Origin of the sequence: Methylotenera mobilis JLW8, assembly GCF_000023705.1 — a bacterium.
GTDB classification, from domain to species: Bacteria; Pseudomonadota; Gammaproteobacteria; order Burkholderiales; family Methylophilaceae; genus Methylotenera; species Methylotenera mobilis.
Genome location: NC_012968.1, coordinates 2,505,062 through 2,521,159, shown reverse-complemented (window position 1 = coordinate 2,521,159; position 16,098 = coordinate 2,505,062). Strand labels below are relative to the sequence as shown.

General features: G+C 49.1%; 10 protein-coding genes, 1 tRNA gene and 1 pseudogene. 5 read left to right on the top strand and 7 right to left on the bottom strand.

All coding sequences use genetic code 11. The features are described 5' to 3' along the window. Entirely contained in the window at window positions 1-1,659 is a 1,659-nt protein-coding gene (gene argS, locus MMOL_RS11730; RefSeq protein ID WP_015833256.1) for an arginine--tRNA ligase, read from the bottom strand. A gap of 238 nt (window positions 1,660-1,897) precedes the next feature. On the opposite strand from argS, the gene MMOL_RS11725 reads away from it, so the two are divergent. Further along, window positions 1,898-4,156 (top strand): primosomal protein N', encoded by a 2,259-nt coding sequence (locus MMOL_RS11725; protein ID WP_015833255.1) that lies wholly within the window; start codon window positions 1,898-1,900, stop codon window positions 4,154-4,156. Between the two features lie 191 nt (window positions 4,157-4,347). On the opposite strand, the gene MMOL_RS11720 is transcribed toward MMOL_RS11725, so the two are convergent. The 6 genes and pseudogenes from MMOL_RS11720 to MMOL_RS11695 form a co-directional block, all read right to left on the bottom strand. After that, on the bottom strand, window positions 4,348-4,683 hold the full coding sequence (locus MMOL_RS11720; RefSeq protein WP_015833254.1) for a P-II family nitrogen regulator: 336 nt from the start codon (window positions 4,681-4,683) through the stop codon (window positions 4,348-4,350). 24 nt (window positions 4,684-4,707) lie between these two features. Then, window positions 4,708-7,808, bottom strand: a pseudogene (locus tag MMOL_RS11715) (efflux RND transporter permease subunit). Between the two features lie 3 nt (window positions 7,809-7,811). Next, window positions 7,812-8,987, bottom strand: coding sequence for an efflux RND transporter periplasmic adaptor subunit (locus MMOL_RS11710; protein ID WP_015833253.1), 1,176 nt, complete (start codon window positions 8,985-8,987; stop codon window positions 7,812-7,814). Beyond that, window positions 8,987-10,267 (bottom strand): TolC family protein, encoded by a 1,281-nt coding sequence (locus MMOL_RS11705; protein ID WP_015833252.1) that lies wholly within the window; start codon window positions 10,265-10,267, stop codon window positions 8,987-8,989. The genes MMOL_RS11710 and MMOL_RS11705 overlap by 1 nt, the downstream gene beginning before the upstream one ends. A gap of 141 nt (window positions 10,268-10,408) precedes the next feature. Beyond that, window positions 10,409-10,726, bottom strand: a complete 318-nt coding sequence (locus tag MMOL_RS11700) for a hypothetical protein (protein WP_015833251.1) — start codon at window positions 10,724-10,726, stop codon at window positions 10,409-10,411. Between the two features lie 621 nt (window positions 10,727-11,347). Beyond that, the gene (locus MMOL_RS11695) at window positions 11,348-12,775 is read right to left on the bottom strand and encodes an ArnT family glycosyltransferase (protein WP_015833250.1); all 1,428 of its coding nucleotides are present in this window, start codon (window positions 12,773-12,775) and stop codon (window positions 11,348-11,350) included. Window positions 12,776-13,106: 331 nt separating this feature from the next. Between MMOL_RS11695 and MMOL_RS11690 the strand changes: the two genes are divergently transcribed. The 4 genes from MMOL_RS11690 (at window position 13,107) to hemL (ending at window position 15,996) form a co-directional block, all read left to right on the top strand. Continuing rightward, window positions 13,107-13,180: transfer RNA gene (locus MMOL_RS11690), tRNA-Gly, on the top strand. A 24-nt stretch (window positions 13,181-13,204) separates the two neighbouring features. After that, window positions 13,205-14,065, top strand: coding sequence for a bifunctional hydroxymethylpyrimidine kinase/phosphomethylpyrimidine kinase (thiD, locus tag MMOL_RS11685; RefSeq protein WP_015833249.1), 861 nt, complete (start codon window positions 13,205-13,207; stop codon window positions 14,063-14,065). Between the two features lie 24 nt (window positions 14,066-14,089). Beyond that, the gene (gene thiE, locus MMOL_RS11680) at window positions 14,090-14,710 is read left to right on the top strand and encodes a thiamine phosphate synthase (RefSeq protein ID WP_015833248.1); all 621 of its coding nucleotides are present in this window, start codon (window positions 14,090-14,092) and stop codon (window positions 14,708-14,710) included. Beyond that, complete coding sequence (gene hemL, locus MMOL_RS11675) at window positions 14,707-15,996, top strand: glutamate-1-semialdehyde 2,1-aminomutase (RefSeq protein ID WP_015833247.1); 1,290 nt, start codon at window positions 14,707-14,709, stop codon at window positions 15,994-15,996. Before thiE ends, hemL begins: the two co-directional genes overlap by 4 nt. Window positions 15,997-16,098 lie beyond the last annotated feature (102 nt).

Genomic DNA, 16,098 nt, shown 5'->3' with positions numbered 1-16,098 from the left:
TTACATTCTTTCTTTAGCGGTAACACCCAGTAAATCCAGGCCGTTTTTAAGCACTTGCTGCGTAGCGCTAATTAAACTTAAGCGAGCCAGTTTTAACTGTTCATCTTCAATCAAGAATTTGTATTCGTTATAGTAGCTGTGCAGGTCACTAGCCAGCTCTTTTAAGTAATTTGCTACCACATGCGGTGCCAGCTCGGTGGCGGAGTTGGCCACGATTTCCGGGTATTCGCTTAGGCGCTGCATTAATGCAGTTTCGTGCGCGGTAGTGAGTGGGTTTAGGTTAACGTGCGCTAAGCTGCTTACGTCACCATTCCATTGGCTGAGTACGCTGCAAATACGGGCATGCGCATATTGAATGTAGTACACCGGATTGTCATTGCTTTGGCTGCGTGCCAAATCAATATCGAATACCAATTGTGAGTCAGCACGGCGTGCGGCCAAGAAGTAACGCGTGGCATCACAGCCAACTTCTTCAATCAGATCACGCAAGGTGACGTAGCTGCCAGCACGTTTGGAGAGCTTCACCTCTTCGCCACCGCGCATTACGGTCACCATTTGATGTAACACGTAATCTGGCCAGCCTTGCGGTATGCCGATATCCATAGCTTGTAAACCAGCGCGCACACGGGTGATCGTGCTGTGGTGATCTGCGCCCTGCTCGTTAATCACACGCACAAAGCCACGGTTCCATTTGTCTGTGTGGTAAGCCACATCTGGTACAAAATAGGTGTAACCGCCATCGGTCTTGCGCATCACGCGGTCTTTGTCGTCGCCAAAGTCTGTGGTTTTAAGCCATAGCGCGTCGTCTTGTTCATAAGTGTGGCCGCTTTTAATCAGCGCTTGCACGGTTTGCTCCACTTTACCGGTGGTGTAGAGCGCACTTTCTAGTGAGAATACGTCAAACTTGATTTGAAACGCTTTTAAGTCTAAATCTTGCTCGTGGCGTAAATACGCCACGCTAAAGGCACGAATGGAATTTAAATCATTGATGTCGCCACTAGCGGTGACTTCAATGTCATCGGCCACCACGGTGTGTTTGGCTAAGAAAGCGGCAGCAATATCGTTGATATATTCACCACGGTAACCATTTTCTGGAAAGCTCTCATGCTCGGTAGAAATACCTTTGCATCTTGCCAGTACTGAAATGGTCAGGTTGTCGATTTGTGCGCCAGCGTCGTTGTAGTAGAACTCACGGGTAACATCCCAGCCATTAGCGTCCAATAGGCGAGCCAAACAATCACCTACCGCTGCACCTCGGCCATGGCCTACGTGTAAAGGGCCGGTTGGGTTGGCTGATACAAACTCTACCTGTACTTTTTGCTGCTTGCCGCTACTGTTGCGGCCGTATTGCGCACCCGCGTTAAGAATATCTTTAATCACCACTTGCTTAGATTGTGGGCTTAAAAAGAAGTTAATAAAGCCTGCGCCAGCAATTTCCGTTTTGGCGATGTATTCGCTAGTAGGCAATGCTTCAATAATTTGCGTTGCGATAGCGCGTGGATTTTGTTTTAGCGGTTTAGCCAAAATCAATGCCAAATTTGTGGCAAAATCGCCATGGTCAGCAGATTTTGGACGCTCTAATATAATATTAAGGTCGGTCAGTTCTGGCGCAATCGATTTTGCGGCAGCTGTCAGTAATTGGGTAAGATGTGTTTTCACAATAATTACATAAAATCTAAAAACGGTATTTTAACCCATATTGGTGCATAGTTAATGTTTAGTGCGCTAAGTGTAGAAGTTCTGCTTGCAACACCCCTCTAGAGGCTGTTGATAAGCGACATTTGGGCGCCAAAAGCCACATGTTAGATGGCAGATTTCACCAATTTTTAGCTTAAAGTCACTTTGTTCTTATTAACTTTTAAATGTCATTCAATTTTAATTACTAGCGTTATTACCATTGCCTAAACCAATTTTACAAATTGCACTTGATGTACCGCTAGCGCGCTTATTTGATTATTTAAGCGCAGGTCAGCAGGTGCAGGTCGGCCAGCGTGTACTGGTACCGTTTGGCCGCCGCAATCAGATTGGCATAGTGATGGATGAGGCTGATAGCAGCGAGTTTGCCATCGAGAAATTGAAGCCTATCACTCAGGCGTTTAGTGATGAGGTGCCGCTAGATGCAGAAGTGTTAAGTTTAATTAGATTTAGTGCGGATTATTATCATTATCCATTTGGACAGGCTTTGCTGGCAGCTTTACCGGCGCGTTTACGCCAAGTGGCGCCAGCCGTTGCCCGCAAACAATATTGTTATCAAATCACGGATGCTGGCAGGCAAGTAGATTTAGAGTCCCTACCCAAGCGGCAGCGCGTATTGCGCCTGGTGTTGCAAGCCTTACAAGCAGAGGGGGAGCAGACCGAGGCGGTACTGGATGCGCTGTCCGGCAGTGCGCGTAAAGCGGCAAAAGAGCTGGTCAATTTAGGCTATGCCACGGCTGAACAGGTGCTGGCGGTAAAGCGGGTACCGGCGATTTTGCAGACACCGCAGCCCGCGCTGAACGCAGAGCAGGCGGCCGCGGTGACGAGTATTACGCAGGAGATACAGGTTTTTAAGGCTTGGTTGCTGCACGGGATTACCGGCAGTGGTAAAACTGAGGTGTATATCCGCTTGATGCAACACGTTTTGCAGCAAGGTGCAGACGGAGCTGCACAGCAGAGTGCTCAAGTGTTGGTACTAGTGCCTGAAATTAACCTGACGCCACAGCTGGAAGCTAGATTCCGAACGCGCTTGCCTCAGTATAACCTAGTCAGCTTACATAGTAGTTTGAGTGAGAGTGAGCGCTTACATAATTGGCAGTTGGCGCAATCTGGAGCTGCGCAAATTATTATCGGCACACGCCTGTCCATTTTTACGCCTATTCCTAACCTCAAGTTGATTCTGATTGATGAAGAACACGATAGCTCGTATAAGCAGCAGGACAGCATGCGCTACCATGCGCGCGATGTTGCCTTAGTGCGCGCCAAGCGCTTGAATATCCCGGTCGTGATGGGCTCGGCCACGCCAGCGCTGGAAAGCTGGTACAACGCCATGGGTAGCAATGGGCAGGCTACCAGCGCTGCATCTAGTCAGCCCAATAAATACGGCTTGCTTACACTTAAGCAGCGTGCGGTGAGTGCGGCGCAGCTGCCTAAAATTGACTGTATTGATACTACTAAGGTTAATTTGCAGCACGGCTTAACGCCGCAGCTGGTAGCCGCATTGCGCTTGCGGCTGGAACGCAAGGAGCAGTCGTTATTATTTATCAATCGCCGAGGTTATTCGCCGGTATTGCTATGTACAGCATGCCACTGGATTGCGCCTTGCACGCGTTGTAGTAGCCGTTTGGTTGTACATTTGGGGCAGAAAAAACTACGCTGCCATCATTGTGGACATGAACAGCGAATTCCGCATCAATGCCCAAGCTGTGGCGATGCTGATTTACACCCAACCGGCCATGGTACGCAGCGTTTGGAGCAAACGTTAGCTACGCTCTTGCCAACTGCACGCATCGCGCGCGTGGATAGAGACAGCATTAGCCGTAAACATGCGCTCGTGGAGATATTGGACCGGGTGCACAATCAGGAAATTGATATCTTGGTCGGCACGCAAATGCTGGCGAAGGGGCATGACTTCCCTAATTTAACCTTAGTAGGCGTGATAGATACAGATAGCGCCCTGCACAGCCCGGATTTTAGGGCGAGTGAGCGTTTGTTTGCGCAGTTGATGCAAGTAGCTGGGCGCGCAGGGCGTGCCGATAAGGCTGGGCAAGTGATTATTCAAACCGCCTTTCCTGAGCATGCGCTATTTAACGCGCTACGCAGCCAGGATTATGCAAGTTATGCTAATGATTTGTTGCAGGAGCGTGAGCAGGTGCAGTTTCCACCTTATGTGTTTACCGCTTTGCTTAGGGCTGAAGCCCATGATTTCCCCTTGGTGCAGCAGTTCTTGCAGCTGGCATTTAGCAGTGCGCGCGCATTAAGTCAGCAGGTGGTGACTTATGACCCGGTGCGCCCACAAATGGAGCGCTTAAAAGGCATGGAGCGCGGTTATATCTTGATGCATGCACAGCAGCGCCCGGCATTACAAAAGTTATTGACGCAGTTGGTGCATCAATTAAGGGCAGCGCCGATAGCAGCTAAGGTAAGGTGGGCGGTGGACGTGAACCCGTTGGAGTTCTGATGCAAGCGGCGTTAATTTAATTAGTGCTGACGCCGCATGCTGAGGCTAGGCGTAGCATCTATGCTACTTGCCCTGATGCCATGAATGAATGCGGAGCAAGAGACCAGTAGGCATAGACGATACAGCGTTACTACGTGTTATTACTGTTTGTTATTACAAAGTGCTATTACGTTGATTATTAGCCTTTCAGCCTAACAATCAACCACATTAATTTGCTCAGATAGACGGATAAAGCGCTCTACTGGTGTGACCCAGACGATGCCGTCTCCTACTTGGCCAGTATGGCCGATTTCTACGATGGTTTGCAAAATGCCTTCCAGCAAGTCGTCGCTCACCACCATGACAATCATCACCTTCGGGCTATAGTCTGTTAGCTCTTCTCGTATGCCTTGGGCGGGCTTTGCCAAGTGATGGCCGCAGCCATCTACTTTACTGACAGTCATGCCCGGGAAGCCCTTGATATTGCGCAGAGACGAGCGAATTTTAGCCAAACGGTGCGGTTGTATTACTGCTCTGATTTCTTTCATTACACAATCCCTTTCAACGATTGGTTAAGCTTCAATTTTAGCTTCTTCAAAAATGCGGTACAGCGTAGGCAATACCACCAAGGTCAATAACGTCGAGCTGATTAAGCCACCGATTACCACAATTGCCAATGGACGCTGTATTTCTGAGCCAGGGCCGGTGGCAAATAAAAACGGTACCAATGCCAGCATCGCCACGGTGGCGGTCATCATCACCGGTCTAAACCTTTGCTGGCAGCCTTCAATAATCGCTTCCATCTGACTTTTGCCTTCTTCACGCAGTGAGCGGATGTAAGATACCAGCACTACCCCGTTCAGCACGGCAATACCCCACAATGCAATAAACCCAACAGATGCCGGCACCGAGAGATATTCACCAGTGACCAGTAGCGCAAATATGCCGCCAATTGAGGCAAATGGCAGGATCATAATGATCATGGTGGCAAAGCGAATCGAGTTAAAGAGCAAGAACAGCAGGAAGAATATCGCAGCGACTGTCACCGGTACGATAATCATCAAGTGATTGAGCGCGCGCTCCATGTTTTGGAACTGACCGCCATACTCCAGATAATAACCGTCCGGTAGCTTCACTTTGTCGGTCAGCACCGATTGTAGCTCAGCCACAAAGCCCCCTAGGTCACGGTCTTTCACGTTAATTGCTACCACGATACGGCGTTTACCCAGCTCACGGCTAATCTGCGCCGGGCCGTCTTTGATTTCGATTTGTGCTAAATCTCGAAGTGCCACGCGCGAGCCGTTGGGCGAAGTAACTAAAATATTACCGATAGACTCTACATTATTCCTGAAGCTATCCGGGAAGCGCACTGCTGCTGAAAATCTGCGCTGCCCTTCGTAGATATCGGTGGCAATTTTGCCGCCAATTGCGGTTTCAATAATATCGTGAATATCTGAAGCGTTAATGCCTTGGCGTGCAATGGCCTGGCGGTTCACGGTGATATTCAGATATTGCTGACCGGATATTTTCTCTACGCGTAAATCCACAGCGCCGGGGATGGCGCCGGCGATTTTAACAATCTCCTCCGCTTTGCTTTTGAGTTTGCCCATGTCGTCGCCAAATATTTTGACTGCAACATCAGAACGCACGCCCGTAAGCAGTTCATCCACACGGTCTGAAATAGGCTGTGCCATCACAATTTGCACGCCGGGCAGGCCTTCTGTCAGCACCTCGGTCATCTTGTCCGCAATATCATCTTGAGTCCAACCCTCTGGCCACTCACTGCGCGGCTTAAGGCTGATGATGGGCGTAGATTCATTTTGCGCCTGCGGATCTGCCGGACTTTCACCGCGACCGATACCAGACATGGCGGACTTTACCCCAGGCACTTTTTCCATGATTAAGCGCATCGCTTCATTTTCCATCTTGATGGATTCTTCAAGTGAAATATTGGGCACGCGGTTAATACCAGGCACGATAGAGCCCTCTTTCATTTCTGGGATAAACGAGGTACCCAGTAACGGCACCACCAACAGTGCCGCGATAAATACGCCGGTTGCGCCAGCAATGGTTTTTTATCATTCACCAATACCCAATTCAGCATCTTGATGTAGGGTTTTTTGATAAATTGAATAAATTTGGTATCTTCGCCAGAGCCGCCTTTCAGGATATAAGAGCACAGCACGGGTGACAGCGTTAACGAGATAATCAAAGATACAAATAGCGCAATGGCAATGGTGAGCGCTAATGGTGCAAACATCTTACCCTCCATGCCTTGCAGGGTCATGAGCGGTAAAAACACCAGGATGATAATACCCACGCCAAACAGCACTGGTGTGGCTACCTCTGCCGCGGCCTCTAGTACTACGCGAATCTTACTTTCGCCCTGACGGTGCCCTAGATGGTGGAACGCATTTTCTACCACCACCACCGAGCCATCGACCATTAAGCCAATTGCAATCGCCAAGCCTCCCAGTGACATCAGGTTGGCAGAAATATCGTAATGATTCATGGCCATAAAAGTGATGAGCGGCGTCAAAATCAACGTGGCCACTACAATTACGCTGGAGCGTACATCACCCAAGAACAGGAACAGAATCAGTACTACCAGAATAATGCCCTCTACCAGTACTTTGCTCACGGTAAACAGTGCTGCATCCACTAGTTCACTGCGGTCATAGTAAGGCACAATTTGCAGGCCATCTGGCAGCATACCTTTGGCGTTAATTTCTTCTACACGCTCTTTGACACGGCTCACTACTTCTTTGGCGTTACCGCCGCGCATCATAATGACAATACCGCCTACAGACTCGGTATAGCCATTTTTCATCACGGCCCCCACGCGTACTTCATGGCCTAGCTTCACTTCAGCTACATCGCGCATAAATACCGGCACACCGCTCTGCTCTTTGAGTACGATATTGCGAATGTCGTCTAAGCTTTCAATCAAGCCTACACCGCGAATCAGATACTGCTCTGCAAATTGCGGTAACACGCCGCCGCCACTGTTGGCGTTATTTTTGGCTAAAGCCGAGTAGATGTCCTGTAATTTCAGGCCGTAGTGATTCATCCGGTCTGGATTCACCAAAGCCTGATACTGTTTGACATAACCGCCCTGCGAGTTAATTTCTGCCACTCCGGGAATGCCGCGTAGCAATGGGCGCACTATCCAGTCCTGAATCGAACGACGCTCCGTGAGCTCTTCCGCACTTAACTTGGTTTCGCCATCTGCTGGGTTATCCAGGGTGTACTGGTAAATTTCGCCCAAGCCTGTGGCCACCGGCCCTAAAATGGGGGTGACGCCTTGCGGCATTTTATCCATCACCTCCATCAGTCGTTCCATCACCAACTGGCGTGCGAAATAAACATCAGTATTATCTGTAAATACCAAGGTAATCAGCGATAGCCCATTACGGTTGAGGGAGCGCATCTCGGTTAGGCCGGGTAGACCAGTCATGCCAATTTCTAGCGGCACGGTGATAAAACGTTCTACTTCTTCCGGTGACTTGCCGGTGGCCTGGGTAGCAATTTGTACTTGTACGTTGGTCACATCCGGAAATGCATCCACGGATAGCTTTTGTAATGCAAAGATACCGGCCATCATCAGCGCCACGGCGATGACCAGCACAATCAGGCGCTGTTTGAGCGCCGAGCGAATCAGAGATTCAATCATGCTTTACTCCAATTCTTTAATTTTACGTTCGTTATTCACATGGAACGCGCCGTCGTTGACTACTACTTCGCCTTCAGAAATACCATTGGTGATGGTCACCATGTCCATGTATTCTGGCCCAAGCTCTACTTCGCGCAGGCGGAATTTATTTGGTGCAAGCTGCACGTAGACGTAGGTTTTGTCATTCTCACGTACGATACTCTGTAGCGGCAGCGCCAGTTTGGATGTTGGGCTAGATTTAATCAGCATAGAGACCAGCATATCCGGCTTGATTTCGCGGTTAGCATTTTCAATGTCGCAGCGTACGGTCACGGTTCTGGTTTCCGGGTTCACCACGTCACCTTCGTAGATGAGTTTTGCGGTGTATTGCTTGTTGTGCAGCGCTGGAATCTCCACTAACACCTCTTCACCAATCTGAATCAGATCAATCTGCTGTTCGGGCACTTCAGCTACTACCCATACATGAGATAAATCGGCAATGATAAATAGCTCTTCAGCCGGCTGTACTACCTGGCCAAGGTTAACCTTACGGCTAATCACGTTGCCGCTAATACGTGATACCACATTACTGTAAGAGTGAATCTGGCCAGATTTAGACAGCTTGTCTATCGCCGACTCGCTCATGCCCAGTACGATCAATTGGTCACGTGCTGCGTTTAAATCGGCCTGGGCAGCACTTAACTCTGCCTCTCTGCGTTGCAACTCGGCGGAGCCAATCACATCTGCTTCTTGCAGTAGTTTGGCACGATTCACCGCTTTGGTTTGCAAACCGATCTGTTGCGCGGCTTTAATGTAAACCAGTTGGCTCTGCGCTAATTCTGTACTGTTTAAAGTGGCGAGCACTTGGCCGTTGCTGACCTTTTGGCCTAGTGTGGCTTCAATGTCCTTCACCCTGCCAGTCACTGAAGCGCCGATTCTAGCCATGCGCTGTTCATCTACCTGTATGGTGCCGGGTAAGCGCATGGTGTCACGCATCTCAATTTTTCCTGTGGTATGCAAGGTGACTTGCTTGGCGAGCTGGTTGCTGATATCAACGATATCCACATCCTTGGCTTTTGCCTTGGTTGGCGCTACCTCTTCTTTTGAAGAACAGCCTGTTAACATGATGCCAACCATGCAAAATGCCAGCAGCAGATTTTTGCTAAAAAAGTGATGGGTAGTAATGGGTTGAGCAGTCATTATGGTTTAACCTCCAAAAGTTCATAGCCAAGTAAACGCTCTATGGTGAGCATGGCGTTTATGTATTCGTAGCGTGCAGATAAGTAGTCTTTTCTGACCGCACGCTTAGTACGTTGCGCATCTAGATAATCCAGAATGCCGCGCTCACCAAAGCGATAAGCAGCTTCTGCGACCTTAAGTACCGATTCAGCCTGCTCCAGCAGACCATCTTCAAATGCGGAAACTTGCTGCTGTGCAATCAGATAACGCTGGTACGCTGATTCAATATCGCGCTGGATGGTGAGTTCGCGGTCACTGAGTACAGCATGCACTTCTTTTAGCTCGGCCGCAGCATGCGCAATTGGGCCGCTACGTTTGTCCCAAACCGGAATCGGTATCGCCACCCCGATGCGGAACTGGCGCAAGTCCGGGTCTTGCTCCACCCCTGCCTTCAGGCTGAGCCCAGGGTTGCGCAATTCGTCCTGTAAACGTAAATTTGCTTCAGAAGTTTTGATGGCAGCACGAATCTGCTTCAACTGCGGTGAGTCGTGCATCTGCTCGCGCAATGCATCAATTTGCGGCAGGCTGCTGGCAATCGGCAGCTCACCAACCAAGTTAAAATTTTCCGGAATGGCGGCGCTGACTAAGCCTCTTAGGTAAGCCTTGCCTTCCATCACACGTGTTTTGGCCGATTGATAATCGCGCTCCGCTGCCAGCGCCTCTGTGTTGGCTTTAATCAGTTCGTACTTGGGGGACTCGCCTACTTCTACCCTTAGTTTCACACGGTCACGAATGTCTTTTAATAATTTATAGTCGGCTTCGGTCAGGCTAAGAAAAGCCTCACGCTGTAGCACATCATAAAACGCGCTTTTTACACGGGTGATTAATTCTCTTTTGGTGACCTCTGTGCTTAGCGAGGCTACCGCGATGTTCTGTTCTGCCATATGAATTTTGGCATTGCGCACACTTGGGTAATCTAGAGGTTGCGAGATGCCCACTACCCAGTTGCCGCTAGAGCCTAGCCCGCCAGGGGTTCTGTAGCGCGTGGGGCCACCTTGCAGTTCAAGTTCTGGGTTGGCATAGGTTTTAGCGGTAATGACCGAGGCCGTGGCGGCGTCTTCGCGCGCTTTGTAAATATTAAGCAGCGGATTTTGCTCGGCAGCAATGCTAATAATTTGATGAATGGAGTAATTGGGCGCAGCCGTTGCCGTGAAACTAGCAGCGATACCGCCCAATAACATAAATGTTAAAGCTATGGTTCGGGGGTAACTTACCCCTGAATTTGCACCAAATGCAGGCATGAATACTTTTCCTTTGTGATGGAAGTAAGCGCAACGATTAGCACAGTTCAGCCACGGGCTATACGTGGCCTGTGGCTGTGTGAGCTAGTCGAGCGTAGGGTTCTGTGCAAATGCCAATCTCTAGTGATTGGCAAGCAAGAGTTAAGCCAAAGAATGGCTTGGGAGGGGGGGTCTTAGATGCAGGAGCAAAATAGGCTCCTGGTAGCTCGCATAATCATGGTGCAACATGATGTACGTGTAATACGTGTAGGTGGAACGAGGAATGATATCGACAATGGTGTCGCTTAAGTCGCGGTTACCATCTTTATCGGGTTGCGCTGCGGCAAGCTGAGTGCTTTCAGTGATTCTATCTTCGTATAAATCAATATTCGATTGCGTAATCAAAGCAAGCGTGGTCAAGATTCCGATAATCGAAATCAGCCGTGCGATAGTTTTAATTGAAAGCAATTTATAGAGCATTGAATATAGCGTTGATTGGCAAGCGTGCTTTAGTATTTTAAGTAAGTATTTAAGTCTAAGTGTTTATGCAGTAATAGGGTAATCTAGCATTCATGAAGTCATGTTTTTCTACTTGCCCAGTGTCGCTATTTTCCATGGTGCACGGGTTTTAGTCAAATTTGTCATCCATCAGCACGCAAACCATCCAGACATTACCCATTAGCGTGCTTTACCTATCAACGTGTTTTCCATGTATTGAGATTTGGTATTGAGGTTTGCTAGGGTTGCAGGTTTAACAAACTAGCAGAGGAATGCAAGTGACGCGCCAATGATGATGGATAACCATTGTTTCATGCCCATGGTACGTGTCCTGCACGCGATATCCTTGACATTAGACTTGACCATAAGCGTATCACCCGCATTCCTCTGCTAGCGTGGGCTCAAAGCGCTGCAATTTCTGAAAATCGCTGCTTTAAGCGGTATCACGCTGCAACGCACCAGTTGTTTGGTATATGCGATCGCTGTTTTTATCCTGATGCAAAAATATGACAATAACGCTGTTGTAATGGTTCCGTCATAGATGGATAAAGCGGCTCAATCTGTTTGCAGTGACATCAAGCAGATTGAGCCGTAGGCATCACCCTACTTGTGTTTTGTCATTAATAACACGTGGTAATTATTGTTGGCAATAATTACGGCCTGCCCATTTGCGGTTAACTGCGGCGCGAGTTTTGCGTTGGCAATGAGCAGCGTGTCTGGCTGTTGCAGTAAGTTGGTTACAGCAGCGTAATCCTCTATCAGTTGAATCTGTCCGCTGGTGTAGTAACTTAAGGAAAACTGATCAGAGCTATACGCATATAGCGGCAAGCTTGGGTGTTGGCTGTGCGCCGTTTGCACCAGTTTGCGTACAGAGCGGGTTTCCGTCTGTTGCGGAATCCATACCAGGCTGGCGAACGTGGCTAAAATGAGCCAAGCCGCAATTAACACCTGCATTACCCGCTTAAAACGGTGGCCTATGGTTGACCAGAATTTGGCTGTTAATAGCGCAAAAGCGGGTAACGCCGTTAAGGTGTAGGTCCAGATGATGTTGCGCGACAGGGTAAAAAACAATAATGGCGCTAGCACACACGCCCATAACCATTTTGTCTCTGCGTCTAGCTTGGTGTTGATTAGCGGCTTATCTTTAACCATGCTGTAAACAAATAGCGGCAGCCAGATAGCGATAGATGCTGCCCAGTATAGCCAGATCATGCCTATGGCTTGGCGATGTGCGGTGCCATACATATCACCCTTCCAACCGGGCTCAAGAAAGCGCTGGAAGTGTTCACCGACAATAAAATACTTGAGAAAGCCCGGATAATAAATTTCCGCAGGGATATACCAGGCCAATACTAAGCCGATGAATAGCAATATACCTGGCCAAAACCATATTTTCTTGATGTGGCTATAAATCACCTCACGTGATGAACAGACCCAGAACAGCAATACAGGTAAGCCAATCAGCACCCAAGTCGCCAGCCCTTTAGCAATAGCTCCTATCCCCAGCACTATCCATAAGCCATATTGGTCCGACTTTAATGGTGTCGCACTTGTTTGCAAGCGCCATAACAACACCATCGCCCAGGTAACAACGGCGAGCTGGGTGGCATCGGTCATCACCGCGCCGGCACTAATAAAGCCAATCGGTGCAGTCAGCATCACAAACGTAGCAAACAGCCATTGCTGGCGTGTCAGCTTTAGGCTTTGTGCGCCGTATAACAGCGCAAGGCTGGATAACAGCACCATAAGCAATGAAGGCAACCTCAGCGCAAACTCATTGTGACCAAAGGCTAGCCAGCTAGAGGCCGCAAACCATGTGGCGAGCGGTGGTTTAGCAAAAAAGGGCTGGTCTGCCGACATATGCGGCATTAACCAGTAATTGCCGGTTGCCGTCACGCGGGCCAATTCGCCATAACGAGCCTCTGTGGTGTCCAGCAAAGGAATGCTAGTCATCAATACGATGCGCAGTGCAATGACGAATAAAATTAGTGCGATGAAATAGAGAAAAGCTTTTGTTTGGGTGCGCGACATGCTGTTTTTTTAACCTACGCCTTTTTGGCTTGATAAAGATAATTAGGCAAGAGCTATGCCATTATCGGACGGATGGCGATACTGGGTGATATTAATCAATATGTTACCCAAATATTAACCAAGCGTTGAGTGGTCTGAGTATATAAAAAGAATACAGATTTTGCGGGATTTATACAAGGTAGGATTTAGCGCGCTCTGCAAGAAAGAGTACATATTATTATTGTGGTTAAGTCTGATGGCCGCATGTGACTTGGGTGGCGCAAGCCTGCAAGCAGTCGTTTTCACGGCCGTATCATTAACTTGAATCGATTGGAGTATAATTCACATTTTGGCGGGTGTAGTTCAATGGTAGAACGCTAGCTTCCCAAGCTCGATACGCGGGTTCGATTCCCGTCACCCGCTCCACCTTCTAGTAGTTAGATTATATTTATGGCAAACCAAGCACCTCCCTCAGTTTTGACATTCGCAGGTACAGACCCTAGTAGCGGTGCTGGGCTGCAGGCAGATATTCTTACTTTTGCCAGTATCGGCTGCCATCCTTTGTCGGTGGTAACTGCTATCACGGCGCAGGATACTGTGGGTGTAGATGGTGTGCTGGCGATGGACTCCGACTGGGTGAATGATCAGGCGCGCGCTATTTTAGAAGACGTGCAGGTGTCTGCATTCAAATTGGGTTTGCTTGGTTCGGTGGAGAATATTGCGGTGATTGCCGAAATTATGGCGGATTACCCGGATATTCCGCTGTTGATAGACCCTATCCTAACCTCTGGCCGTGGTGATGATTTAAGCAATGACGAAATGATGGAAGCCATGATGGAGCTGCTGTTCCCGCAGGCAACGTTAATTACGCCTAATAGCTTAGAGGCACGCCGCTTTGCGTTTGCCGATGAGGCGGATGAGGTGGGTTTGACCTCACTGGATGAAAGCGCAGCCCGTTTGCTGGCCATGGGAAGTGAGTACGTACTGATTACCGGCACGCATGAGCGTACTACGGAGGTGACGAACACCCTGTATGGTGAAGATAAGCTGATTAAAGCCTATAAATGGGAGCGCTTGCCTGGTAGTTATCATGGTTCTGGCTGCACACTGACCAGTGCCATTGCTGCGTGCATGGCGCATGGACTGAGCATAGAGGATGCCGTGTTGGAGGCGCAGGAATATACATGGCAAACCCTGAAAAATGGCTTCAGGCCTGGTATGGGGCAATATATTCCAGACCGTATGTTCTGGGCGCGTGACGAAGAAGACACTACCGCTGGCAGCGGTGACGGCAGCGCAAAAACCCATTAACGCCGCGATGATGAGTGCAATTGCATGAGCGTGATTAAAGGGTTGTACGCCATTACGCCTGACGAGCAGGATACCGATACCCTGCTGTCCAAGGTAGAAGCGGCCTTGCAAGGCGGCATCGGCGTGTTGCAGTATCGCAACAAGCTGGCCGACCACAAGCTGCAAACACAGCAGGCGCGCGCCTTGTTGCCGCTGTGCCGTCAATATCAAGTGCCATTCATTATTAATGACTCCATCAAGCTATGTCTGACCTTGGATGCGGATGGTGTGCACTTGGGTGCAGATGATGGCAACTTGGCCGAAGCGAGGGCTAGGTTAGGTAGCCATAAGCTCTTGGGCGCATCTTGTTATAACCGTTTTGATCTGGCATTGTCAGCACAGCAGCTAGGTGCAGATTATGTGGCTTTTGGCGCCTGCTTTGCTTCTAGTACCAAGCCCAATGCACCGGTAGCTGGCTTGCATTTATTTACGCAGGCAAAAGCCGAACTTAAGGTACCTAGCGTTGCAATCGGCGGTATCACCTTGGAAAATGCAGCATTAGCGATTGCTGCTGGCGCAAACTCCATAGCGGTCATCAATGCAATTTTTAATGCAGATGACGTAAAATTAACCTCTCAACAATTTACAAAGCTATTTCAATCATGACTTCATCTAATCAAGCTCTTTTTGAGAAATCACAACAACTTATTCCTGGTGGCGTTAATTCGCCGGTGCGTGCGTTCCGTAGCGTAGGCGGTACGCCTATCTTTTTCAAAAAAGGCCTGGGTTCTAAGCTGTGGGACGTTGATGGTAAAGAGTACATTGATTACATCAACTCTTGGGGGCCGATGATCGTTGGTCACGCGCACCCGGATGTGATTGGTGCAGTGCAGGCGGTTGCAGCTAATAGCTTGTCATTTGGCGCGCCAACCGGCTTGGAGCTGGAAATGGCGGCGCTAATCAATAAACTGGTGCCCAGCATGGAGCAAGTGCGCTTGGTGAGCAGTGGTACCGAAGCCACCATGAGTGCGATTCGTGTGGCGCGCGGCTTTACCGGCCGTAATAAATTGGTGAAGTTTGAAGGTTGCTACCACGGTCACTCCGATGCGTTATTGGTAAAAGCGGGTTCTGGTTTGCTGACATTTGGCGAGCCTAGCTCAGCGGGTGTGCCGGCGGAAGTGGCAGCGCATACATTGACACTTGAATACAACAACACGCAGCAATTAAAAGAGTTGTTTGCAAAAGCTGGCGATGAAATCGCCTGTGTGATTATTGAGCCTGTGGTCGGCAATATGAACCTAATAGTGCCACATATGGAGTTTCTGCAAACCTTGCGCGAGCTATGTACGCAACATGGTACGGTGCTGATTTTTGATGAAGTGATGACTGGTTTTCGTGTGCATCTAGGCGGCGCGCAGGCGCTATATGGCATTAAGCCGGATATGACAACGCTAGGTAAAGTAATCGGTGGTGGTTTGCCGGTGGGTGCGTTCGGCGGGCGTAAAGATATTATGCAGTGCTTAGCACCACTGGGTGCGGTGTATCAGGCTGGTACCTTGTCAGGTAACCCAGTGGCGGTAACGGCCGGTTTGGAAACCTTGAAACTGATTCAGGTGCCGGAGTTTCATGCCAAGCTTGCTGCGAAAACTAAAAAGCTGGTGGATGGCTTGGTGGCTGCAGCAAAAGAAGCGGGTGTTGTATTTAGTGCGCAAAGCGTTGGCGGTATGTTTGGTCTGTATTTCAGTGAGCAATGTCCTACCAGCTTCGCTGAAATAATGCAGAGCAATAAAGATAACTTCAATCTATTCTTCCACAGCATGCTGGAGTCAGGCATCTATTTAGGGCCATCTGCGTTTGAGGCTGGTTTTGTGTCTGCAGCGCATACGGATGCTGATATCGCTCTTACTTTAGCGGCGGCTAAAAAAGCATTTGCTGCAGTGGCTGCTCGCTAGCGCTTGACGATAGTCGCAGCAGGCAAAGCTCGCTTTGCCTGATTCGCTTACTTTTAGACGGTAGATAAAAAAATATTTATCTTTAAGTCCTATCTTATTGAA

Excerpts from the sequence above, each read along its gene's own strand:
- MMOL_RS11720 (WP_015833254.1), bottom strand. The coding sequence starts at position 4,683 with ATGAAAGAAATCAGAGCAGTAATACAACCGCACCGTTTGGCTAAAATT.
- MMOL_RS11710 (WP_015833253.1), bottom strand. The coding sequence starts at position 8,987 with ATGACTGCTCAACCCATTACTACCCATCACTTTTTTAGCAAAAATCTG.
- MMOL_RS11705 (WP_015833252.1), bottom strand. The coding sequence starts at position 10,267 with ATGCCTGCATTTGGTGCAAATTCAGGGGTAAGTTACCCCCGAACCATA.
- MMOL_RS11700 (WP_015833251.1), bottom strand. The coding sequence starts at position 10,726 with ATGCTCTATAAATTGCTTTCAATTAAAACTATCGCACGGCTGATTTCG.
- MMOL_RS11695 (WP_015833250.1), bottom strand. The coding sequence starts at position 12,775 with ATGTCGCGCACCCAAACAAAAGCTTTTCTCTATTTCATCGCACTAATT.
- thiD (WP_015833249.1), top strand. The coding sequence starts at position 13,205 with ATGGCAAACCAAGCACCTCCCTCAGTTTTGACATTCGCAGGTACAGAC.
- thiE (WP_015833248.1), top strand. The coding sequence starts at position 14,090 with ATGAGCGTGATTAAAGGGTTGTACGCCATTACGCCTGACGAGCAGGAT.
- hemL (WP_015833247.1), top strand. The coding sequence starts at position 14,707 with ATGACTTCATCTAATCAAGCTCTTTTTGAGAAATCACAACAACTTATT.